This window comes from Ignavibacteria bacterium, from assembly GCA_015709655.1.
GTDB lineage: Bacteria > Bacteroidota > Ignavibacteria > Kapaibacteriales > Kapaibacteriaceae > OLB6.
The window spans coordinates 1,223,629-1,246,253 of sequence record CP054181.1 but is presented as its reverse complement, the minus strand read 5'-3'; the positions used below and the strand labels follow the sequence as shown (position 1 = coordinate 1,246,253).

Below are 22,625 nucleotides of genomic sequence, written 5' to 3'. Positions count from 1 at the left end.
TGCAATGGAAGATGTATGATGGAGACAAAAATACTTGTTGTTGACGACGAAGCCGACATTGTTGAGTTAGTGTCGTACAACCTAAAGAAGGAAGGCTTTACCGTTATCACGGCATCGAATGGCAGGGAGGCGGTTCAGCTTGCTGCCGATCATAAACCCGAGGTTGTGATTCTGGATGTAATGATGCCGGGTATGAACGGCTTTGAAGTCTGCGCAGCATTACGGTCGGCCCCCGGCACAGCATCGGCTTCGGTTGTGTTCCTCACGGCGCGGTCAACAGAAATCGACCAGCTTCGCGGCCTGGAGCTGGGAGCCGATGACTACATTCAGAAACCGGTAAGCCCGCGAATACTTACAGCCCGGGTCAGGACCATCCTTCGCAGGCGGGCAGCACCGATACGTTCAGAGGTGATTGTTGCACCGGAAACCATACGGGTGGGCTCAATCACGATTCAGCGCAGAAGCTATACCGTGTGGGTTGACGGTAAGGAGGTGTTCTTTCCAAAGAAAGAGTTCGAGTTGCTGGCATTTCTGGCAGCCAATAGTGGCAGAGTGTTTTCGCGCGAAGCATTGCTGCGCGAGATATGGGGTGAAACCGTACAGGTTGTTGACCGAACGGTAGATGTGCATGTATCGAAAGTTCGTGAAAAACTTGGTGCGCATGCGGCACTCATCGAAACAGTAAAAGGTCTTGGGTATCAGTTTAAAAATGTTTAATACGTATCATTGCTATGGCAGCCAGACCTGAACCGTTACGCAAAATAGCAGTACTGGTTTCTGTGTCGGTACTGACGCTTGCCTGTGCTCTGGCGGGCGTGGTCTTGCTACTGCCGGTACACCTTAGTGGGGTTACGCTTGCGGTTCTTGGTGTTGCGTCGGTGCTGATCCTTGGCGCTTATGGGGTAATTCTGTATTCGCTGATATCCCGATTTGTTACACAGACGATACTAAGTTCACTGCAGGAAATTTCTGCAACGATTACGGCAATAACGCAGGGAGCCGTCAGCACCCGCATTACAGCTCAGAGCACCGTCTCGGAAATCAACAGTTTGGTAACGGCAATCAATGCATTAGCACAGAAGACATCCGGTGACATCACAGAGTTGCGCCGACTTGAAACTGTGCGAAGCGAGTTCATTGCCAATGTGTCGCACGAGCTTCGCACGCCCATCTTTAGCGTCCAGGGATATCTGGAAACACTGCTTGACGGTGCGTTGGACGATCCGGAGGTGAGCCGTCAGTTCATCGAGAAGGCATACTACAATGCCCGCCGATTAAACGCACTTCTGAGCGACCTTATTGATATTTCCAGAATTGAAAGCGGCGAACTCAGAATGAGTTTCAGGTATTTCAGTGCTACGGAATTACTGCAGGACGTTGTGAATACGATGGAACTGCAGGGTGCGCAACGCGGAATTACTCTCAGGCTGCTCTTACCGCCCAACAAGGCACTAAGGGTGTATGGCGACAGGGAGCGGCTTGTACAGGTATTAACAAATTTGATTGATAACGCAATCAAGTATAACACCGATAATGGATTAGTTGATATCAGTGCTGAAAAATCAGATGGTGTTGTACGAATTGCCGTACGTGACACCGGTATCGGGATTCCGCCTGAACACAAACAACGTTTGTTCGAGCGGTTTTATCGCGTAGATAAAAACAGATCCCGTGACGTTGGTGGCACAGGGCTGGGTCTGGCAATCGTGAAACACATACTCGAAGCTCACTCGTCCACCATTAGTGTAGAGAGCGAACCCGGCCATGGAACAGTCATTGCGTTTACGTTAAAGGCGGATTAGCGATAGACGATAACAGGAACCGACGTTATCCAAGCCCCTTTAGAAATCACAGCTGTATAAACACCGGGCACAAGATGCTGCACGTTGATTTCGACGGACTTGTTTTGATAGTGCCAGGGTGCATACTGCCTTGCTCCGTCGGCAGAGTAAACTGTGACATCTGCCGGTATCGTTTCTGCAGCGAGTTCAATTCGTACAGCGTTGCTTGCAGGCGTCGGGAACACCCGTGACGGCATCTGATAGGCGATATCCTGAACGGTTGTTAAATGATCCCATGTTATATCGTCGATATAAAATCCATCGCTGTTGTTTGCGAGGTTGGACTGAAACCGCAGTCGCAGGTACACGGTATCAGGCGTCCATCGAAGGATATGGAATCCGGAGCGCCAGGCATCGGCGCCCTTGGTTGTATCGGCCCAGCGTGCATCCAGCGATGAATTCCACCAGGCAATTTGTTCCCACTCACCATCCATATTGCTGCTGGGTAACATCTCAAGAAACACGGTGTCGGACGGGTGGACGAACGCAGCCACCTTCCACGAAAGTTTAACAGCATCATATTCCGGAACGAGACCGGCCACGTGTGGATACAGCATAACTGTGTCGCGCATCCGTTTGTCATATCCGGTAAAGGGCGACTCGGTGAACGAGGCAGGTTTTGAATAACTAAAGTTAGTATCAAGTCCCCAGTTGCCTGACAGCACCCGGAAATTGGGCAAGGTGTCGAACCGTTCGGTCTGCCAATACAAATTTCCGGTAAATGCAGTGACGGTATTTGAGACAGGGCTTTGGTTTCCTGCGGAGTCCACAACAAACACCGTGCTATTAAACCAGCCATCAGCCGGTGCAGCTACTGTAAATTCCTTTACCATGCCGGTATCAGAAGAATTTAAAGGAACCGAAAACGGTACGGAGCCAACCGTGCCTCGAAGTTCAGCCATGTTAATCAGAGGTGTTGTACCATCGAGTCTGAGCCTGGGCAGGCGTACCGTAAGATTCATCATAGGAGGAACCGGATTGCTGGATCCTGTGGCAGAAAGCAACACCGGAGCACCTGGAATTTTAGAGCCACCTGCAAACGCAGAAGCCTTTCTGGTAACAGACGTATTTTCTCCGGATACTACCGTAAGTGAATAGTGGTACTCCTTGTAAGCGGTAAGCCCTTCGTCGCGAAATGACGTTGTTTCGAGTGGCAGAGTAGCAATTACGGTTCCCTCGCGTGAAAGTTTGTACGTGGCTGTGCCTGTTAGTGGTTGTTCGAAAACACGTTTGCTGACGGCGCTCCACGATACATCGATAGCTGTAGGAATGTCGGGAATTGTTTCGGCTCCGAACGTGTCGGGGGCCTTTGGGGCCCTGGTATGGACAATCGCGGTGAAGACGTCGCTATCGGCAGTATTAGAGGCTGTTGTATTGCGCATATCAACCCACGACGGATACACGATACCGCCATAGAAATCGCATCCGCTGTAGTCACCTGCGAAGGTTCTTCCCTGAAAAGGATTATTGCGCAGATCGTTTTCTGCATCGCCAACTCGTTTATCAACCCAGGTTGACCCACCGTCAGGCGAGTAGCTTACATAACAGTTAACCAGCAGGTTTGCCGAGTCGTCGCGGGAATCAAAATACATCACCGCAAGGTCGCCGTTCAGCGGATCCAATGCTATCCAGGGCCAGAACTGGTCGTTCGTGGTATCGGAGTGGACGAACACCGGTTTAGACCATGATGCACCTGCATTTGTTGAGCGTGAGAAGTAAACATTTGGATAATTATCGGCTGACCAGACAAGGTACAGCCATCCGCGGCGTGGTCCGTTGGTGTTGTCAACGCACAGGGTTGGGTACGCTTCTGCGCGGACAGATTGTTTTACTCTGCTATTAACAACGCCGGCGACTTCGCGTTTTTCGCCGAAGGGTTTATAGTTGAACACGACGGATGGATCTGAAAATGTTAAACCGCCGTCAGTACTTCGGGCAAAGCGAATGGCGCTTTCGGTACCGCTATTCCACACAAGGTACACCGAACCATCCGGACCTGTACGTGCCAGCGGAAAGCTTTGACCGAACGTAGCATGTTCACTCGTACCCGGGAACCGGTTACTTACTGCAACCGGCGGTTGCCAGGAAAGACCTCTGTTGGTACTGTGTGCAATAACAATCTGGGTAGAAGAATCTTTGTTGATCACCCGTTTCCATGGTATGTAAAGTCGGCCGCGGTATGGCGATGTGATGCAGGTATCGGCGTGGATGTAGTATTTATCTTCAAACGAGCTATCAACAGTTTGTGGTCCAACATGCTCGATAACAGGGATGTGTGTTTTATGCCACGTTAGGCCGCCGTCATCGGTAAGAGATACGTAAACGCCATTCTCGCCAAACTGCGATTTGGTAACGTTAAAGCCGCCATAGCACAGATAGCCCCTTCCCAGGTGATCGAAGCACACCGAAGGATCGTTGGTAGAGCGCCATCCCTGGTGGGGATATCCCAGACTGACATTGTTCCAGGTTTTGCCTGCGTTGGTGGTGTAGTATGCCCAGGTTTGGCTCTCTTTGCGGTAGTCCACTGCCGAGCCGATCAGGTTGTCAGGGTTCAGTGGATTAATAGCCACCGAGCTTTCGTTTTGCATGGGCTGGGCATCGTCTTCATCGGCAATGAGTGAAACGTTTTCGAACTGTGATGGGAAGGTGGTTGTACCCTGAACAAACGGAACTTTCAGGCGTCGGTACTTTGAAATCTTTCCTGCATCCGGTGTAGGATGAGCTGTTTCCATACTTCGCGCCCGAAGCGTATTAAAACCATCGGTATCGGCTGCCATCAGGTTCAAGGCCGATCCCGTCAGGAATACAAGTATTGCAATAAGCGTCAAACCCAGATCGGCTGCAAGGTGCTTCCAGTTTCTCTGTTTCAGAATCCGAAGTAGTTTTTGCTTTTGTGTTGGCGGCTGATTCTTGGCATCTAACAGCATGGCATTACCTAACGTTAACAAATTCGAGTTTGCCGGAGCGTCGGCAGCGATCTTAGCTGCCTGCTGAATATAATCCAGGGCTAACGAAGTATTGTTCTGAAAACCTGCCACCAGTGCGCGCATGTTCAGGGTGTACACGCGCAGAGCATTTGTATCGGCAGCAATTTGTTCTGCATGCATCAGGTATTCTTCGGCTTGGGAGTATCGTTCGATACCGGCGCAAGCACGTGCCAATAAGCAGTGCCGCAGCACCTGCTCTGTGGTCGTGATGGCGGGATGTGTGGTGTGCAGATATCGTAAGGCCTGGTCAGGCTTGCCCTGGATAATTGCGTCGGCAGCCAGGCGCAGCTGTTCACTGACGGGAACCGAGACCCCGTTTTGAGGCAGTGCTGCATCATCCCGTTCGGTGTTTTGTGCATCATCGGCCGATGTTACGGCATCGGGCATCGCTGAATCCAGCTGCCGCAATTCTTCCAGAATGATAGCGGCGGTCAGGTCTGACCCGGTCTCTGATGCGTACCGGTAGCTTTCGGTGAGCATTTCGGTGGCAACGGTATCGTTGTTGGCGGCAATGCTGTGTGCGGCAATCAGCATTGACAGTTGATCGCGAATTGCTTCGATAGAACTGTTGCTGCGCTCAGCCGACAGTATATCCACAATGCGCTGATGCAGCTCCTTCTTTTCCTCATAGCTAAGAAAGTTTACGAAATAGGTATAGGGCAGGTCAGCAGTAAAGAAAAATGTTGTCGTCTTAACACCATATCTGGTCCGAAGTCCGACGTTCTGAACGATACCGGTTGCCCTCTCGATACTGCGCAGACGGCGAATAGTGTTCACAACGCTTGTATTGGTAAGCGCAGCAACCAGAAAAGCTGTAAACTCACGGCCTTCTAATGCGCACAACCCAAGGAACGTTGCATCATCATCCGAAATTTCATGAAGTTTCTCCATGGTAGCCGGATGACTATCCATGCGGATACTGGTTGACTGCAGCACATCTTCTTTCAGGGTTCCGTTGGCCGAGACCTGGCCATGCTTTTCCCAGTATCGCACGTATTCATGCACAATACCCGGCAACCCCGCACTGCGTTCGTGGATTACCGTAAGCTGTTCCGGAGTAACCACAAGTGAGGGGGCAATGCTATGCAGCAATGCCGGAAACTCGCTAACGGTTACCGCACCCAGTTCAAGACGCACAGCACCCGGTTCTTCGGACAGAGCGGTTAGTGACAGGTTGTGTTGTTTGGCAGTTGCCGCATTAAAAGCCCAAATAATTAAAGGGGCTTTTGGCAGAAGCATAAGCCGGCGTAAAACCTCGATACTTTGTGGATCGGACCAGTGTCCGTCATCAACCAGCAGAACAAAGGGCTGCTGCTGGTGGGCTGCAGTTAATGCGTCGATGCATTCATCAACAGCAGCTCGTTTTTTATGAGCCAGAGCAGCAGTTTCGCGCTGGAATTCCGAAACATCCTGCCGAACCGACTTAATTGCATAAAAAATATCACCCGCAATGGGCAGGGAGGCAAGCAAGCTCATGCCGATGTTTACGGCCAGCCGTTTTTTGGCTGCCTGGCCGCTGTTTTGGTATAATCGCTCGATTACCAGGCCAAAAGGTTGTAGCGGCTGGATTCCGGCAACATTAAACGATCCAATGGGCGGACGGCAGTCAACGCGTATTGCAGCGCTGCCAAGATAGTGTTCGATTTCGTCCAGAATAAACGATTTACCGGCCCCCGCCTGACCCCGTATGAAAACAACGCTGCCGGTGCCCTGTTCCCACTGACCGATGGAGTGAGTAAGGAGTACCGAAGCCTCCTGCCGGGCAGTAATCTGTATGCTCATTCTTTTGTATCTCCGCGTTGTACTGCCAGAAAGGCTCGTAGCAGTTGCTCGGTTTCGTGCTGGGAAGCAGCATCAGCATAACCCGGATACGGTGCGCTGGCTGGAACCACCTGGCCGTCGTCGGCCCGGCCATACATAAGCACCGTTGCATAGGTGATCAGCAAAATGAACTCCAGACCCAGTGCTCCAAGTACAAAGCTGGGATCGGTTGCCGGCAGGAACTTAATGCCTCTAAGCCCGATGACGATGATCAGGACGGCTGCACCAATATACACGAAGCCAAGCACGGCATTACTATACTGATCAGTAAAATACTCCCGCATGTAGAACTTAACGGCATCGTGTGTTTTAAATAGCTGACCAGGTCCGGCTGAATCGCGCCAGAGAATGGCCTGGCGCAGCAGGTTGAGGTCGGAAAACAAGATTTGATAGGTGTCGGCAATCTCGTGCAATCGACGTAGGTCGGCCTGCTTAATGTCCCGGGTTACCTGTGCTATTTCATCGGCAGAGTGGTCGCCATAAATTTTAACTGTAAGTTTATTTAGCACAACAACAATTTCCCGTTGGATTTTCTGGCGCAGGAAACCGCCGGGGATCACTATGGTAAGCAGTGCAGCGCACACAACGCCGCCAACTGCAACAAGCGGGGCCAGCGCAATTAACGGCTGAAAGATGTACTCTGCCCGTGGTTTACTGGTTTCATGCTGCTTGGGGTCGATCAGAGCCCACGTTGTTAATCCGCCGGTTGTTACAATCTCGTCGGCACGGTTATCGGCCATACGATACAGGACCTCGGTGCCGTCGCGGACCACTTCGTTGCGCAGAAAGCCCTCGAAAAATGAGTTTAGAATTGGGACGGCAACGGCGAGCAGCAGCGTGGCAGTGCAGAGTACAACCAGCATATAGAAGGTAATCTGCTGAGCAAGGGTATGCTCACTTAATTCAACAAGTTTTGTTCGCGATGATACACTCATGTATCCAAGTTAGTAACTGATTAGCATTGTTAGTGTATGTATTATGCGAAAATCGGAATTCCTGAGTTTGGAGAACCGGAAAACATGTTGTTTTGGACTGGTTGCCGGAAATAAAAAAGGCCTGCCGGCATGCCGGCAGACCTTTGAATGTTCAGCAGAGAACAAGAGTTCCGGACTATTGTTTGCCCTTATCATCGTCAACAACGGTGTAGTCAGCGTCTTCCACATTGCTGCCATCGTTGTTATCGGCAGTGGTGTTGGCGCTTTGTTCAGGCTGCTGGGCCTGGGCATTACTAACGTCCTGATACATCTTGGTGGAAGCTTCGCTCCAGATCTCGTTCAGTGCATCCATTGCGGCTCGGATATCCGCAGGATTATTCTTTACGGAATCGGCCAGCCTGTCCTTGGCCTTGATAATGCGGTCGCGAGTATCGATGTCTAATTTATCATCGAAATCTTTAAGCTGTTTCTCGGTACTGTACACCAGGGCATCGGCCTGGTTGCGGAGTTCGATTTCTTCCTTACGCTTCTTGTCTTCTGCAGCATGGTCTTGTGCTTCACGTTTCATCCGTTCAACTTCGGACTTATCCAAGCCGCTTGAGCCTGTGATACGAATGTTTTGTTCTTTGTTTGTTGCCTTATCCTTTGCGGTAACACTCAGGATACCGTTTGCATCGATATCAAAGGTTACTTCGATTTGGGGAACACCGCGTGGTGCCGGCGGAATTCCATCAAGGTGAAACTTGCCGAGAGTCTTGTTGTCGGCAGCCATTGGACGTTCCCCTTGCAGAATGTGAATTTCAACGCTTGGCTGACTATCACTTGCAGTAGAGAAGGTCTCGGTTTTCCGGTGTGGAATGGTTGTATTTGCCGGGATCATCGGTGTCATCACACTGCCCATGGTTTCGATACCCAGAGACAGGGGTGTAACGTCCAGAAGGAGCACATCCTTCACATCGCCTGCCAGCACACCGCCCTGGATAGCAGCGCCAACGGCCACAACTTCGTCGGGGTTAACGCCACGTGACGGTTCCTTGCCAAGGAAGTTCTTTACCAGTTCCTGGATTTTGGGAATTCTGGTTGAGCCCCCTACCAGAATCACTTCGTCGATTTGCGACGGTGTAAGGTTGGCATCGCGGAGAGCAGCTTCAACGGGTTTGAGTGACCTGTCGAACAAATCGGCGCACAACTGTTCAAAGGTAGCACGGGTGATGTTGATGTTCAGGTGCTTTGGCCCTTCCTGTGTAGCCGTTACGAACGGCAGATTCACATCGGTTTGTAGCATCTGGCTGAGTTCAATTTTAGCTTTTTCGGCAGCCTCGCGCAAACGTTGCAGGGCCATCGGATCTTTCCGCAGGTCGATACCTTCCTGTTTTTGAAACTCGGTTGCAAGGTAGTCTATCAGGCGCTGATCAAAGTTGTCGCCCCCCAGCTGGGTATCGCCGTTGGTACTTTTAACTTCGAACACGCCTTCGCCGATTTCCAGAATCGAGATATCGAACGTTCCGCCGCCAAGATCGTACACGGCAACTGTTTGATTGTGACCTTTTTTATCAAGTCCGTATGCCAGGGCAGCAGCCGTTGGCTCGTTAATGATGCGGCGTACCGTAAGGCCAGCAATCTCGCCGGCATCCTTGGTAGCCTGGCGTTGCGAGTCGTTAAAGTATGCCGGAACAGTTATCACGGCTTCAGTGATTTTTTCACCCAGATAATCTTCGGCCGTCTGTTTCATCTTTTGCAGAATCATGGCGCTGATTTCGGGCGGTGAGTAGTGACGTCCGTCAATATCCACACGGGCAGTGTTGTTGTCACCCGCTACGATTTTGTATGGTACAGACTTAGATTCATCGGAGATTTCGTTCATCTGCCTGCCCATGAACCGTTTAATGGAGTACACGGTGTTGTGCGGGTTTGTGACTGCCTGACGTTTAGCAGCCTGACCAACCAGGCGCTCACCGCTCTTGGTAAAAGCCACAACGGATGGTGTGGTGCGCATACCTTCGGCATTTGCAATCACCACAGGCTGTGTGCCCTCCATAACGGCAACTACCGAGTTGGTGGTTCCCAGGTCGATTCCTATTATTTTACCCATAAATATCTTTCGTTATAATGTTTGTAGTGAATGCTTCTGTATAAAAATGGAAGGGGGCTATGGCACATAATGCAAAGCCCCCTAACAAAACTTACTGAATAGTAACTTCGGTTTCCCTGGGTTTTGCTGGTTCCACCTTCGGGATCTCGATGTTAAGGACTCCGTTGTCGAACGAAGCCTTTATTGCATCGGTATTCAGATTGTCGGGCAGTGTAAAGGTGCGTGCAAAACTACCGTAGCTGCGCTCAACGCGCATGAAGTTTTTACCCTCCTGCTTGTCTTCACGTTTTTTTTCGCCGCGAATGGTAAGGATATTACCATCGGTTACCGTGATTTTAACATTGTCTTTGGGAATGCCTGGTAACTCGGCATGAAACGTGAGTGAAGTTTCAGATTCGGCAACGTCAACCCGCGGTGTAAAATCACCCATCTCGAACGTAATACCGGTGCGTTGAACATCGCCAAATGCTTCGTTTACACGACGTGCAAGTGAATCGAATGTGCGGAACGGATCAACCTTTATGATACTCATCATGGGGCTCCTGAAATATGTTGTTGGTACAAATGATTTTTGAAATGTGGTTCTCATGGTTCGGTTCTTCAGATTTAGTTTTTAGAGACACTTAAGGGTCATGGAAAAGCGTGCCAAACCAAGAAAAGCGTCAAAATGACAGAATACCGTGCACTGAGGCAGCCAAAATGACGCGCCATGCTGTCGGGCTGCCGTTTTGACTGACTGCAGCATGATGTAAGCTGAGGTGTTAACATTTTGATAGCTGGCGGTGAGGTGTTCGTTTACCTACCACCGGGGGCGTGTGGTATGGCAGTAGGTTAGTGTACAGCAGTCACATTAACGCGCTGAACCCCTTTTACAGTGAGTTCAATGCGGCGGTCGGCGGCTTTACCATGGTATTCGCTGATAATCTCAAGGATATCGTAGTCGATAAAATTGCAGTGCGTACCATCAATGGTAAGTCTGCTATCTGGTGGAATACGATCCAGCGATTTTCGAAGATTTACCTTATTCAGGAAGGTGACGTTCGTATTGAGTTTTATCAGGTAGGTATCGGTGCCATCATCAACAGTTTCGCTAATTCGGTATTCGGCTTTGAAGTTGTTTTGGACAATGTAGTAGAACGAGAACAGTAAACCGATAGACACGCCGACAAGCAGGTCAGTGACCAGAATTCCGACAATAGTCACGATAAATGGAATAAACTGTCGTAATCCCAGACTCCACATATTGATAAACAACTTTGGCTTTGCAAGGTTGTAGCCTGTTAGTATTAGAATAGCGGACAGCGAGGCGTATGGAATTTGATTAAGTACAAACGGGATCAGCAGAATGGCAAGCAGAAGGTAGGCTCCATGGGTAAAAGCAGACAGTCTGGTGCGTGCACCGGCGTCGACATTTGCAGATCCACGAACCACAACTGCTGTGATGGGTATAGCTCCCAGCATACCGCAGGTAATATTGCCAATGCCCTGAGCGACAAGCTCGCGGTTGATCGGAGTAATACGGTTTCGCCTGTCCAGCTTGTCGGTTGCTTCGATACATAGCAAGGTTTCGAGCGAAGCGAGCAATCCGATTACAATACCATCCTTGAGGATACCGGTATTAGAAAACAGCTTTGAAAAATCAGGGAACGAGATGTTGGCAAGCACATTTTCAGGGATACGTACGAGTTGAGTTGGTTTAAGGACCAATCCTGACGAAGGTACAAACACAAGCAGATTAATAACGATACCAATTACCACAACCAGGAGTGGCGACGGAACGATAAAGCGCTTTCGAATAGCCTGTATATTGAACAGAGAAAGAGTAGCAAGCGATAGCACGCTGATGATGATAACGCCAACCGAAATGTGGTCACTAAAGTAGTGTGCGTTTTGTTCAAAGTTTCGCAGGTCAAAAAGTTCAAGAAACCCACTGGTCCAAAAATTAGGCTGATCGTAACCAAGGGCGATTGGTATCTGTTTAGAGATGAGCATGACACCGATGGCGGCCAACATCCCCTTGATAACAGCCGACGGGAAGTAGTTGGAAATAGTACCTAATTTTAGGATACCAAGCAGTACCTGGAATAGGCCAGCTACGATCACGGCAAGCAGAAAGACTCTAAAATCGCCGAGTGAGACAATGGAGGCAGCCACAACGGTGGTCAGGCCTGCAGCAGGCCCCGAGACTGCGAGTTGTGATCCGCTGATCACGGACACCAAGAGTCCGCCAATCACACCTGACAGCAGTCCGGAGTACAGTGGAGCCCCAGAAGCAAGAGCGATACCCAGGCACAGCGGAAGGGCAACCAGGAAGACAGTCAGGCCTGCCGCTAAATCATACCTAAGCCACATTATCCGATAATATCTGATGGTCCGCTTCATAAACTGCCGTATGTAAATAGCACAAAAATACTGCCTTTATAAACGAAGGGAATGAACTTAGGATGGCTGTTGTGCGCTCGCCACGGCCGAGACCCATCGTACAAAACAGGACGGAGGCACATCGTGCCCTACACGACCGAGACCCATCGTGCCCTACACGACCGAGACCCATCGTGCCCTACACGACCAAACCACGCCAACATTCAAAGCGGACGGACTACGGCCCTTCGGGCCCCACCCCCACCTCCACCACCATCGTGCATTACCACCTACCACTACAGCTCGGCCGGTCGGCTACGGTGCGCAGCCTACATAAAAATCCATAGGAATTCCGGAGCAATTGCTTTCAGGTATAGTGGGAGAATAATAGGATAGCGTGACCCCGCCCCCCCCCCCACCCCGGCCCCAACCCCACCCCCGGCCCCCTCCCCAAACTCCTTCGGACTTTAGGGAGGGGGAGACAGAATCATAAGATTTATTAAATCTTTTAATGGTCAGAACGTCGGGGTTCACGGCCGTGCGTCAGCAATAGACAGGGATTGGTTCCCGCCCCAATTGATTATGATGATTTATTGGCGTTTCGTACAGAGTGATCATGCGGAGAGGGCGACCACACGGGTCGCACCTATGGTATTATCGATATTTATGTTGTGCCGTGGTGGGCAGATGCCATCTTCTCCAACGGGTTCGTGATATTGTTTATGATGTTTGGTGATGGGCGACCACGTGGGGTCGCACCTATGATTCGTATCGTTATTTATGTTGTTTCGTGGAGGGCTGATGTACTCTTGACCGACAGCCGGGGAATCAGCATTTAATTTGATATCAGGTACATGTCATACAAGAGTCTTGCCATACTACTTTTATCACATTGATACACTTATTATTTATTGCTAGTATTGATGCGATGTATCGTTTAGCATGAGGTAAATGAGTATTCATAATCAGTTGCTGCGTATTCGAACGTGCTAATTCAGTACCGTGATGAGAGCACATAACTAATATTCCAATTTATAAGGAGGTTGCGTGTACAAGATTATTTTGAACATCATTATTGTATTGTTTGTGGGAGTGTTCATGGCTGCTTGCGGTGATTCCGCAAGCGATAATCCAGTGCTAATTGATGCAAGAGAGGTAGCTAAGATGCGGTGCAAGGCAAGAGAGATGATCAAGAACGCACCAGACCGTGTAGCAAAGGAAGAGGGCAGAGAGCTGCGGCGCAGAGCAAAAGAATTACGTCGAATGTACAAGGATAAGTATGAGAAAATCGGTAAAGGAGAAGAATTCTCTGATTTCTATCGTGCAGAAAAGAAGAAATGTAGGGAAGAAGCAGAACCTAAAGATGATGATAACGAATAATACATGAGTTGTAAACCAAGAGAATCTATCCATTGCATACTGTGTAACAAGAACCAGCTGAACATGTACCAGATATTTCCGTTCTCAGCATCGCTTCTCATGGACCAGGAATATGCGATGGATCGGACTTGCTCATACAAAACAAGCCAGAACTTTAACTCACTAAACATTCAATGGGGAATGACATGAAAAAAATATTTGTACCTCTTTTTGCATTTGTGCTTATTGGCTTAGTATCAACCGGATGTGGCTCGTCTGAGAATGACGCAGCGGAGAAGGTGATGGAAACTGCAACACAGAATACACCAACAACAGGCGGCGATGAAGCAGCATCTGGTGCAACCGCTGATGCAACAGCGAGTGCGTCTGCCGGAGAAAGTCAGCCATCCGAAGATACAGGTTCAGCAGAAGCCGATGCCAAGCGCTTAGCCGAGCTGTACTGCAGGTCAGCAAACCTTGCCAAGAAAGCTCAAACTGATATGTCGGTGCTTCAAGAATCACTAAAGCTTGCCCAGGAAGTGACAAAGCTTACTGAAACATTTAAAACGAAATACAGCTCCGGCGCTAGTGCCGAGGTGTTTTCACGAGTGTATCTCGAAGGAATCGCTGGTTGCAATTAGCAAACCGCTACTGAAAACGTAATGAATACCAGCATACGCTAAGCCTGTAGATTAGGATCTATCCCTACATTCCAAGGCCCCCTGCACCTGCATCGTCCGAAGACCACAACTCACCGTACCGATGCGTCAGGGGGTCTTATTTATTGCGTACACCTTTTCTGGTTTGGTTACCGCTCTGTATCTGGATTGATGCTACTTTTGTTGTTGTATGGCAACATCCATAACAGACTCAGAGCACCGGAACATGGTACTGAAATTCATACGTTCCAGCATTGCTGAGAACAAACTATACTGGCTTGTTGGCGGCTACATCGTGGCTTCTTCGGTTTTGATGGCTGCAACCGGTATTGACCTCTGTATCCCATGTTTGTGGAAGTCGGTGTTTGGTTTCAGTTGCCCAGGCTGTGGATTAACGTCTGCTTTTATTGCCCTTTTAAAGCTTAATCCGACTGAAGCTTTCTACAGCAATCCGATGATATTTCTGCTACTGCCGTTCGGTGTTGTAATCGTTACAAAAAGTTATAAACGATTTAAAGTAGCGCAGACTACTCCATAACCACTCTTCTGGCACCCAGGTAGCGCGGGCCCCAGTATGAATCGTTTAGACTTGAGATAATAACACCCTTTGAAGTCGAGCTATGTATAAAGGTGTTATCGTTAACATAAATGCCAACATGGCTTGCACCTTTCGAGACAGTTCTAAAGAACACAAGGTCACCAGCTTCCAGATCATTGCGTTCTACAAAGCGTCCAAGAGCATACAGTTCAGTAGTGGTCCGCGGAATGTGAATGTTGGCAGCAGCAAAGCAAAAGTTGACAAAGCCGCTACAGTCAAAACAATCAGGATCGTCACCGCCGGAACAGTACGACGTCCCGCGTAAGTCAACGGCTCGCTGTAAAACTGTATTAACGTTCGGGCTGCCGTGCCAGGTTACAGTTCGTGTGGACGAACAGCCGGCAATAACAATGACTGCAATGAACACACACACGCCCTTGATATGGCGATAGGCTGAGTGGCTGTACGATTTTGCCAGTACAATTCCAACTGCTGAAGGGGCTATCACACAGTGAAAATAACCATGCTTTGGCTATTAACGAACTATGCCGTGGCCTTGTTAGGGGGGAACAAAATCGAAGCAATGATACTGAGAGCTAAAATCACGGCTATTACACCTAAAGAAACCTCAATGGGGATGTGCCACCAGTGCTGGATAAACATTTTAACACCAATAAACGAGAGGATAATGCTGAGACCGTACTTTAAAAAATGAAACAGACCCATGACGCCGGCAACAGCAAAGAACAGACTTCGCAAACCCATTACAGCAAAAATGTTGCTGGTAAACACGATAAATGGATCCTGGGTGACGGCGAAAATTGCAGGAATACTGTCAACAGCAAATATCAGGTCCGTAGCCTCGATCACAAGCAGGACAACAAAAAGCGGTGTGAAAAATTTGTGTCCGTCTTTTTTAATAGAAAAGCGATCCTGATGATAATCCGGCGTTAACCGCAGGAATCGGCGACTGAACCGTACAACAACGTTTGATTCAAGGTCCTGCTCGTCGTCGCCCGGTAAAGCCATCTTGATGCCGGTAAATATCAGGAAGGCACCAAAGACAAAGTAGATCCAGCTGAAGTTTGAAATAAGTGCAGAACCAACAGCTATCATCATACCACGCATGACAATTGCACCAATGATACCCCAGAACAGAACCTTGTGATGGTACTGCGGGGCTACACGGAAATACTTGAGAATCAGGATGATCACAAAGATGTTATCTACCGAGAGCGACTGCTCCAGCAGGTACCCTGCAAAAAACTCCGTGGCGGCCTTTGGGCCTTCCAGGTAATAGATAAGTCCGTTAAACGAGAGTGCCAGAGTAACCCAGAATGCCGTCCACCCAAGTGCGGCACCAACTGACTGAACAGCAGATTTTCGATGAAATACAAACAGGTCTAATGCCAGCAACGTGCCTACCAGTACGAGAAAACCTGTATAAAGCCAGAACGGAGGAATAAGCATGGGACGGAATAGTTGTTAAGAACACTCACAAAACTACATAGTAGCTAACTTGCCCGTTATGAAACAACCAGTAATTCTGATTGACGGCTTCTCGCTGGTTTTCCGTGCGTACCATGCCTTGTTGTACACCGGAATGCAAACCCATACCGGTGAACCTACGTTTGCCGTATTGTCATTTGCAAATATGATATCGTATCTGCTCGAAACATACAAGCCAGAAGCTATTGCGGTAGCCTTTGATACGGCAGCACCAACGTTCCGGCATGAAGCGTTCCCGGAGTACAAGGCTCACCGCGATGCGTTCCCAGACGATTTGGTGCCCCAGCTTGCCAGAATTAAAACCTTTCTTGATTTACTGGGGATCCCTCGGATTGAGATGCAAGGATACGAGGCTGATGATGTGATTGGTACGCTGGCCGTCCAGCAGGCAGACCAGGGGAATTCGGTGCTATGCGTTACCAGCGATAAAGATTATTTCCAGCTCGTGAATGATAAAATTCACGTTCTCCGACCCGGGAAGGACTCCTACGATGTGTATGAACCGGCAACAGTACGTGAAAAATTCGGTGTTCCGCCACATCAGGTTGCTGATGTGCTTGCCCTGATGGGTGACTCATCCGATAATGTCCCCGGTGTAAAAGGTATCGGAGAAAAAACGGCACTGCCCCTAATTAAAGAATACGGTACCCTTGAAACTCTATACGACGCACTCGAAACTGTACAACGAGCCTCGGTTCGTAAGAAACTTGAGGAATCCCGCTCGATGGCATTCCTCTCCAAACACCTCGTTACGATTGATACAAGGGTACCACTACAGCCAGAGTCTGTCCACGTAAGGCGGACAAGTCCCGATTACGTCGGCCTGGACAGCCTATTCGAAGAACTGGGGTTTACCAGCCTGCGTTCAAAATACCGTACCCTTGCTGCCGGTGAAGGTGCCAACAGGTCCAACGAAATACATAACCCAGGTACGGATGGGTTTGGTTCCAATCAAGGTCCAGTCCACGTAAGCCACACGCTGCAAACACTCAGTGATGTAGAGCACAGCTATACCCTGGTAGATACCTACGAGGCACTCGATTCGATGCTGAATGAGTTTGGTACGCCCGACTGGCTGAGCGTTGATCTGGAAACAACCGGACTGGATGCAATGCAGTGCAGAATTGTTGGTATAGCACTGTGCGTTACGCCCGGTACTTCGTACTATATTAATGTTAATGATGTTGATGAGCAGCAAACCTCTCCCGCCCTCTTCGACACTGAGGTAGGCACCGACGGATTACCGATAACAGCGGTAATCAATAAACTTAAAATACTGTTTCATAACCCAAAGGTAGGGAAGGTAGGCCAGAACCTTAAATACGACGCACTGGTTTTACGTAGATACGGAATTACACTCGAACCGTTCGCATTTGATTCGATGCTGGCGAGCTATATTCTTGATCCGGACCTTCCGCACAATATGGATGCTCTTGCCGAACGGCTGTTGCAGTATAAAACAATCCCGATTACAGCTCTTATCGGCGAAAAACGGAGCTCACAGAAAAATATGCGTGATGTAGATCCTACCCAGGTACGTGACTATGCCGCTGAAGATGCCGATGTTGCATTGAAACTTTCACTCGCACTCCGGACCGAACTGCAGAATCAAGGCTTGGAAACGCTGGCTCAGACAGTAGAATTCCCAACCGCAGAGGTTCTGGTGCAAATTGAATACAATGGTGTGTTCATCAATAAAGGGGCTTTGGCAGACCTGGGAGAATATATGCGTGCCGAGGCAGCACGCCTTGAGCAGGAGATTTATACCGAGGCCGGTGAAAAATTTACTATTAACTCGCCAAAGCAGCTTGGTGAGATTTTGTTCGATCGGATGATGCTGCCTGGTAAGAAACGAAATAAAACCGGATACTCAACAGATGTTAGTGTTCTTACGGAACTTGCCGAGAGCTATCCAATTGCCCAGCTTGTTTTGGATTACCGGCAGGTTGAAAAGTTGCGTAACACCTACGTTGAAACATTACCAAAACTCATTAAATCCAATACCGGCAGAGTCCACACATCGTTTAATCAGACGGTTGCTGCAACAGGCCGGCTAAGCTCTACCGACCCCAATCTGCAAAACATACCGGTACGCACCGAGCTTGGTCAGCAAATTCGGAAAGCCTTTGTGGCTCAGCACCCTGACCACGTGATCATGTCGGCCGACTATTCACAAATAGAGCTGCGTATCATGGCTGCAATGTCGCAGGACGCAAACCTTCTGGCAGCCTTCAAACATGGCGAGGATATCCATAAAGCCACGGCAGCCATATTGTTTGACGTGCCGATTGATGCCGTGACCACCGAGCAGCGCCGGATTGCAAAAACAACCAACTTTGGGATCATGTATGGTCAGGGGGCTTTTGGTTTAAGTCAGAGGTTAGGAACCTCACGGCAGGAAGCTCAGGAAATCATTGCAAATTACTTTGCCAAATATCCGGGGATTCGGGGTTTTATTGATGACACGATCCGGTCAACCCGCGAACGGGGCTACACAACAACATTGCTTGGACGCAGACGGTACTTCCCGCTGATTAACAGCAATAATAAAAATCTGGCCGCCGGTGCCGCACGTGCATGTATTAACACACCAATTCAGGGTAGCGCATCCGACATGATGAAGCTTGCTATGATAGCGGTTCATCGTACCATGAAACAGCAGGGCTTTAAAGCACTGATGATACTGCAGGTGCACGACGAGTTGTTGTTCGAGGTACACCGCTCCGAGGCCGACGAGCTCCGAACAATGGTCCAAACCACGATGGAGCAGGCAATGCCGCTTCACAACGTACCCGTTGTGGTAGAAACCGGCGTTGGTGAGTCATGGTATCAGGCGCACTGAAACCTTAGGGATCCACGCATATTCCCCAACTGGTAGCCGTGTTGAGTATTTTTGTTCATGACCCTGCTTGCAGCCCTTATCCTTGGCATCATCCAGGGGCTTACAGAATTTATCCCCATTAGCAGTACTGCCCACCTAACATTGGCAGGGACCCTGATGGGAGTTATCGACCCGAACAGGCCTGAACAGTGGACGGCTTTTATTGCAACAATACAGTTAGGTACACTGGCAGCAGTGTTCGTGTACTTTAAGCACGATGTTCTACGGATGATAGTTGCCTTTTTCACTGAGATCTGCAGACCCTGGCGTGTGCCGGTATCCGAATGGTCGGGAGACGCCCGCCAAACCTTCCTGGTAATCATCGGCACCGTACCCATAGTTGTGATTGGTTTGGCAATTAAGGAAATTATCGAGGGATCGTTTACAAAAAATCCCATTGTAATGGCCGTTGGCCTGATCGGAATTGGCTTGCTTCTCTGGATTGCCGAACGCCGCGCTACGATGGCGAAGAAACTGGATGCGGTGTCTGTTGCTGACAGCATCATTATTGGTCTTGCTCAGGCGCTTGCTCTAATCCCGGGTGCCTCGAGAAGTGGTTCAACCATCATGGCAGGGCTTTTCAGGGGGCTTAATCGTGAGGATGCTGCACGGTTTTCTTTTCTCCTGTCGATACCTGCGGTTCTGGGTGCGGGTGTGTTTGAATTTCTCGGTGAGGTCAAGTACATCTCGTGGGAATTAAACGGAGCTGCCTTACTTCTTGCCACTATTGTATCGATGATCAGCGGATATTACTCTATCGGCTTTCTTCTGCGGTACTTGCGCACCCGGAGTTTGAAGGTGTTTATTATCTACAGACTTGCCCTGGGTGTGGTTTTGCTGGCTACGGGATGCCAGCCAACAACACACAGTGAATCGGGTACTGCCGAAATACAAACCGAGCAGGGTGTATCTGTGCCCGCAACTGTTAACACCATATTACCAGATAGCGCGGAAATCACCAATTATGCCGACGTGATTACGTCGATGGGCACGTTCAGAATTGGTCTGTACGGAAACGATGCCCCCCAGACAGTTGAGAATTTTATGAAACTGGTGAAAAAGAAATATTATAACCATACCCTGATTCACCGGGTTGTGAAGGACTTTGTAATTCAGATGGGTGACCCCACTACGCGCGATCCACGGATGCGCGCTGAATGGGGCCGGGGTGGTCATACTGCGAATGGAAAGCCCCTTCCCGAAGAATTAGACAGCTTACTGCCGTCGGCCAAATTGGGTTATCACCCTGGTGCTGTGGCAATGGCACGTAGGGCAGAGCCCGGGAGCGGCACGAGCCAGTTCTTTATTTGTTTGGATAAGGCCAAAAACCTCCCCTACCAATACACGATTTTTGGTAGAATTGTAAAGGGGCTCGATGTAGTGAGAAAGATCTCCGAGGTAGAAGTAGAGCCGGGATCTTTCGGGGAACTGGATCCAATACCGGATAAGCCGATTCGGATAAAAATAATACGACAAGTTAACAGGTTCGTTCACTAAGGAGCAGCAATGCATAAATCATTGATTTTATTCACTTTGTTCATGGGAGTATTTGCTACGGTCGCAGTAAGTGCTCAACCAAGTACAACAACAAAAGCAGTAGCAGGGAAAAAAATGACGCAAGACACATTTGTTATCAGTGTCCGCCAGGGCAATACAGATTTAGGGAAAATTGAATTGGTTCTGTGGCCTGATGTGGCACCGAAACATGCAGAGTTTTTTGCTGCCCGCGTTGCCGAAGGATGGTACAATAAATCAGCATTCCATCGCGTGATTCCCGGCTTCATGATTCAGGGAGGCGATCCGAATTCAAAATCACAGCCTCGCAACACATGGGGCACCGGCGGCTATCCCGAAAAAGTACAGGCTGAATTCAGTAATAAGCGTCATGTTCGCGGAGTTTTAAGTGCAGCACGGACAAATGACCCGAACAGTTTTAGTGGACAGTTCTTTATTTGCGTTGCAGATGCAACGTTTCTGGATGGACAGTACACTGCCTTCGGCGAAGTGGTTAAGGGGATGGAAGTTGTAGATCAGATTGTTTCAGCTCCACGTGACCAGTCGGATAATCCGTTTGAAAAGATAGAGATGACGATTGTCAAGAAAGGCTCATGAGTTTTCCAGCAGCTCTTGTTGTATGGGTATTGATTTCCTCATCGGCAGCATTTGCTCAGACCGATACAACTCTTTTGCCTATCAACCTGGGACCCAATGTTAATGGTCCTTATGACGATATACTGCCGGTAATTGAACCGGACGGGAAGACCTTGTATTTCTGCAGGAGCCACGATCCGAATAACGTTGGCGGTGCACGCCAGGATATCTGGTACAGTGAACTGCAGGCCGACGGAACATGGGGTGTTGCTAAAAATATAGGACCACCATTAAACAATCGTGACAATAACTACCTGTGTTCCATTACTCCAGACGGAAATACAGTTCTTCTGGGTGATAGTTATGCTGACCCCAAGATGAAACACAGGTCGGTGGCAATCAGTCATCGTACTGCTTCAGGATGGTCACAGCCCAAATCACTCCAGATAGAAAACTACTTTAATAATAACCGCTTTGGTGAGTTCACGCTTGCAAACGACGGTAAAACCCTGATCATGGCAATCGAGCGCCCCGACTCGAAGGGTGGTAAGGACCTTTACATTTCGTTCCGTCAGACCGACAGCTCCTGGTCTGAACCAAAGAACATGGGTGGAGTGGTAAACTCAATCGGGCACGAAGCAACGCCATTTTTGGCGTCGGATAACTCGACACTCTATTTTGCTTCGGACGGCTTTGGCGGCTTTGGTGCTTTTGATGTCTTTGTTACCCGAAGGCTGGACAGTACGTGGACGCTGTGGAGTGAACCCGAAAATCTTGGCAGCTCCATCAATACAGCAGGCTGGGACCTCTACTATACCATTTCGGCGGCTGGTGACTTTGCGTATTATGTATCGTACAACAACAGCTACGGCGCCGGCGACATCTTTAAAATCAGGCTTCCGGAAAGCAAACGGCCACGTCCCGTGGTCCTTATCCGTGGCAGGGTACTCAACAAGAAAACGCTTGAACCAATCGAAGCTGATATTGTGTACGAGGATTTGTTAACCGGAAAGGAACTTGGCATCGCACGTTCTTCTCCAGGTACCGGCGAGTATAAAATTGTGCTGCCGGCAGGTTCAAAGTATGGCTTCAGGGCGTCTGCCGACAGTTTTATCTCGGTCAATGAAAACATTGATCTTACGGGTATCGAGGAGTACACCGAGATGCACCGTGACTTGTATCTGGTTCCGATCGAGCGCGGAAGCGTTGCCCAGTTGAACAATATCTTTTTTGACTACAACAAGTGGGACCTCCGTCCGGAAAGCCGATTTGAGTTGGACAGGTTTGTCGAGGTATTACGCAAGAATCCGTCGCTAAAAATCGAGATTGCGGGTCACACCGACAGTGTGGGTTCAGAATCATACAACCTGAAACTGTCGGACAGCCGAGCCCGATCGGTCTACGACTACTTAACCACAGTTGGTAGTATCGAGGCATCGCGAATGCAGTCAACAGGATACGGAAAAACACGTCCTGTGGCAACCAACTCAACACCTGAAGGCCGGCAGCTAAACCGGCGGGTTGAAATTATCATTTTAGAGAAGTGACAGT

The 22,625-nt window shown here is 49.3% G+C and carries 16 protein-coding genes; 9 read left to right on the top strand and 7 right to left on the bottom strand.

Going from position 1 to position 22,625, the window contains the following annotated elements; all coding sequences use genetic code 11:
• The first annotated feature begins 18 nt into the window (after positions 1–18).
• A complete protein-coding gene (locus tag HRU79_05000; protein ID QOJ27273.1) occupies positions 19–717 on the top strand; it encodes a response regulator transcription factor in 699 nt (232 codons plus the stop codon).
• A 14-nt stretch (positions 718–731) separates the two neighbouring features.
• Positions 732–1,802 (top strand): ATP-binding protein, encoded by a 1,071-nt coding sequence (locus HRU79_04995; protein ID QOJ26036.1) that lies wholly within the window; start codon positions 732–734, stop codon positions 1,800–1,802.
• Here the strand turns inward: HRU79_04995 and HRU79_04990 are convergent.
• The 5 genes from HRU79_04990 to HRU79_04970 form a co-directional block, all read right to left on the bottom strand.
• Positions 1,799–6,610, bottom strand: a complete 4,812-nt coding sequence (locus HRU79_04990) for an AAA family ATPase (protein ID QOJ26035.1) — start codon at positions 6,608–6,610, stop codon at positions 1,799–1,801. The two genes, HRU79_04995 and HRU79_04990, sit on opposite strands and share 4 nt — an antisense overlap.
• A complete protein-coding gene (locus HRU79_04985; GenBank protein QOJ26034.1) occupies positions 6,607–7,584 on the bottom strand; it encodes a hypothetical protein in 978 nt (325 codons plus the stop codon). Before HRU79_04985 ends, HRU79_04990 begins: the two co-directional genes overlap by 4 nt.
• Before the next feature lie 175 nt (positions 7,585–7,759).
• The gene (dnaK, locus tag HRU79_04980) at positions 7,760–9,676 is read right to left on the bottom strand and encodes a molecular chaperone DnaK (protein ID QOJ26033.1); all 1,917 of its coding nucleotides are present in this window, start codon (positions 9,674–9,676) and stop codon (positions 7,760–7,762) included.
• Between the two features lie 91 nt (positions 9,677–9,767).
• Positions 9,768–10,211 (bottom strand): Hsp20 family protein, encoded by a 444-nt coding sequence (locus tag HRU79_04975; protein QOJ26032.1) that lies wholly within the window; start codon positions 10,209–10,211, stop codon positions 9,768–9,770.
• Positions 10,212–10,507: 296 nt separating this feature from the next.
• A complete protein-coding gene (locus tag HRU79_04970; GenBank protein QOJ26031.1) occupies positions 10,508–12,058 on the bottom strand; it encodes a SulP family inorganic anion transporter in 1,551 nt (516 codons plus the stop codon).
• Positions 12,059–13,084: 1,026 nt separating this feature from the next.
• On the opposite strand from HRU79_04970, the gene HRU79_04965 reads away from it, so the two are divergent.
• The 3 genes from HRU79_04965 to HRU79_04955 all read left to right on the top strand — a co-directional run bounded on the left by HRU79_04965 (position 13,085) and on the right by HRU79_04955 (position 14,593).
• Positions 13,085–13,417, top strand: a complete 333-nt coding sequence (locus tag HRU79_04965) for a hypothetical protein (GenBank protein ID QOJ26030.1) — start codon at positions 13,085–13,087, stop codon at positions 13,415–13,417.
• Positions 13,418–13,602: 185 nt separating this feature from the next.
• Positions 13,603–14,037 carry a hypothetical protein gene (locus HRU79_04960; GenBank protein QOJ26029.1) on the top strand — a complete coding sequence of 145 codons (435 nt, stop codon included), beginning with the start codon at positions 13,603–13,605 and terminating at the stop codon, positions 14,035–14,037.
• A gap of 208 nt (positions 14,038–14,245) precedes the next feature.
• Positions 14,246–14,593: a DUF2752 domain-containing protein gene (locus HRU79_04955; protein QOJ26028.1), complete on the top strand. Its 348-nt coding sequence runs from the start codon at positions 14,246–14,248 to the stop codon at positions 14,591–14,593.
• On the opposite strand, the gene HRU79_04950 is transcribed toward HRU79_04955, so the two are convergent.
• Both HRU79_04950 and HRU79_04945 read right to left on the bottom strand, forming a co-directional pair.
• Positions 14,583–15,026 carry a C40 family peptidase gene (locus HRU79_04950; protein ID QOJ27272.1) on the bottom strand — a complete coding sequence of 148 codons (444 nt, stop codon included), beginning with the start codon at positions 15,024–15,026 and terminating at the stop codon, positions 14,583–14,585. The genes HRU79_04955 and HRU79_04950 overlap by 11 nt on opposite strands.
• A gap of 110 nt (positions 15,027–15,136) precedes the next feature.
• Positions 15,137–16,063, bottom strand: a complete 927-nt coding sequence (locus HRU79_04945; protein QOJ26027.1) for a TerC family protein — start codon at positions 16,061–16,063, stop codon at positions 15,137–15,139.
• 58 nt (positions 16,064–16,121) lie between these two features.
• On the opposite strand from HRU79_04945, the gene polA reads away from it, so the two are divergent.
• From polA to HRU79_04925, 4 genes are all read left to right on the top strand, one after another.
• A complete protein-coding gene (gene polA / locus HRU79_04940; protein QOJ26026.1) occupies positions 16,122–18,944 on the top strand; it encodes a DNA polymerase I in 2,823 nt (940 codons plus the stop codon).
• 57 nt (positions 18,945–19,001) lie between these two features.
• Positions 19,002–20,480 carry an undecaprenyl-diphosphatase UppP gene (gene uppP, locus HRU79_04935; GenBank protein ID QOJ26025.1) on the top strand — a complete coding sequence of 493 codons (1,479 nt, stop codon included), beginning with the start codon at positions 19,002–19,004 and terminating at the stop codon, positions 20,478–20,480.
• Positions 20,481–20,594: 114 nt separating this feature from the next.
• Positions 20,595–21,095, top strand: coding sequence for a peptidylprolyl isomerase (locus HRU79_04930; protein QOJ27271.1), 501 nt, complete (start codon positions 20,595–20,597; stop codon positions 21,093–21,095).
• Positions 21,092–22,621: an OmpA family protein gene (locus tag HRU79_04925; GenBank protein ID QOJ26024.1), complete on the top strand. Its 1,530-nt coding sequence runs from the start codon at positions 21,092–21,094 to the stop codon at positions 22,619–22,621. The genes HRU79_04930 and HRU79_04925 overlap by 4 nt, the downstream gene beginning before the upstream one ends.
• Positions 22,622–22,625: the final 4 nt, after the last annotated feature.

Coding starts and splice junctions, on each gene's coding strand:
- HRU79_04985 (QOJ26034.1), bottom strand. CDS start 7,584: ATGAGTGTATCATCGCGAACAAAACTTGTTGAATTAAGTGAGCATACC.
- polA (QOJ26026.1), top strand. CDS start 16,122: ATGAAACAACCAGTAATTCTGATTGACGGCTTCTCGCTGGTTTTCCGT.
- HRU79_05000 (QOJ27273.1), top strand. CDS start 19: ATGGAGACAAAAATACTTGTTGTTGACGACGAAGCCGACATTGTTGAG.
- HRU79_04945 (QOJ26027.1), bottom strand. CDS start 16,063: ATGCTTATTCCTCCGTTCTGGCTTTATACAGGTTTTCTCGTACTGGTA.
- HRU79_04970 (QOJ26031.1), bottom strand. CDS start 12,058: ATGAAGCGGACCATCAGATATTATCGGATAATGTGGCTTAGGTATGAT.
- HRU79_04930 (QOJ27271.1), top strand. CDS start 20,595: ATGACGCAAGACACATTTGTTATCAGTGTCCGCCAGGGCAATACAGAT.
- dnaK (QOJ26033.1), bottom strand. CDS start 9,676: ATGGGTAAAATAATAGGAATCGACCTGGGAACCACCAACTCGGTAGTT.
- HRU79_04995 (QOJ26036.1), top strand. CDS start 732: ATGGCAGCCAGACCTGAACCGTTACGCAAAATAGCAGTACTGGTTTCT.
- uppP (QOJ26025.1), top strand. CDS start 19,002: ATGACCCTGCTTGCAGCCCTTATCCTTGGCATCATCCAGGGGCTTACA.
- HRU79_04960 (QOJ26029.1), top strand. CDS start 13,603: ATGAAAAAAATATTTGTACCTCTTTTTGCATTTGTGCTTATTGGCTTA.
- HRU79_04990 (QOJ26035.1), bottom strand. CDS start 6,610: ATGAGCATACAGATTACTGCCCGGCAGGAGGCTTCGGTACTCCTTACT.
- HRU79_04955 (QOJ26028.1), top strand. CDS start 14,246: ATGGCAACATCCATAACAGACTCAGAGCACCGGAACATGGTACTGAAA.
- HRU79_04925 (QOJ26024.1), top strand. CDS start 21,092: ATGAGTTTTCCAGCAGCTCTTGTTGTATGGGTATTGATTTCCTCATCG.
- HRU79_04975 (QOJ26032.1), bottom strand. CDS start 10,211: ATGATGAGTATCATAAAGGTTGATCCGTTCCGCACATTCGATTCACTT.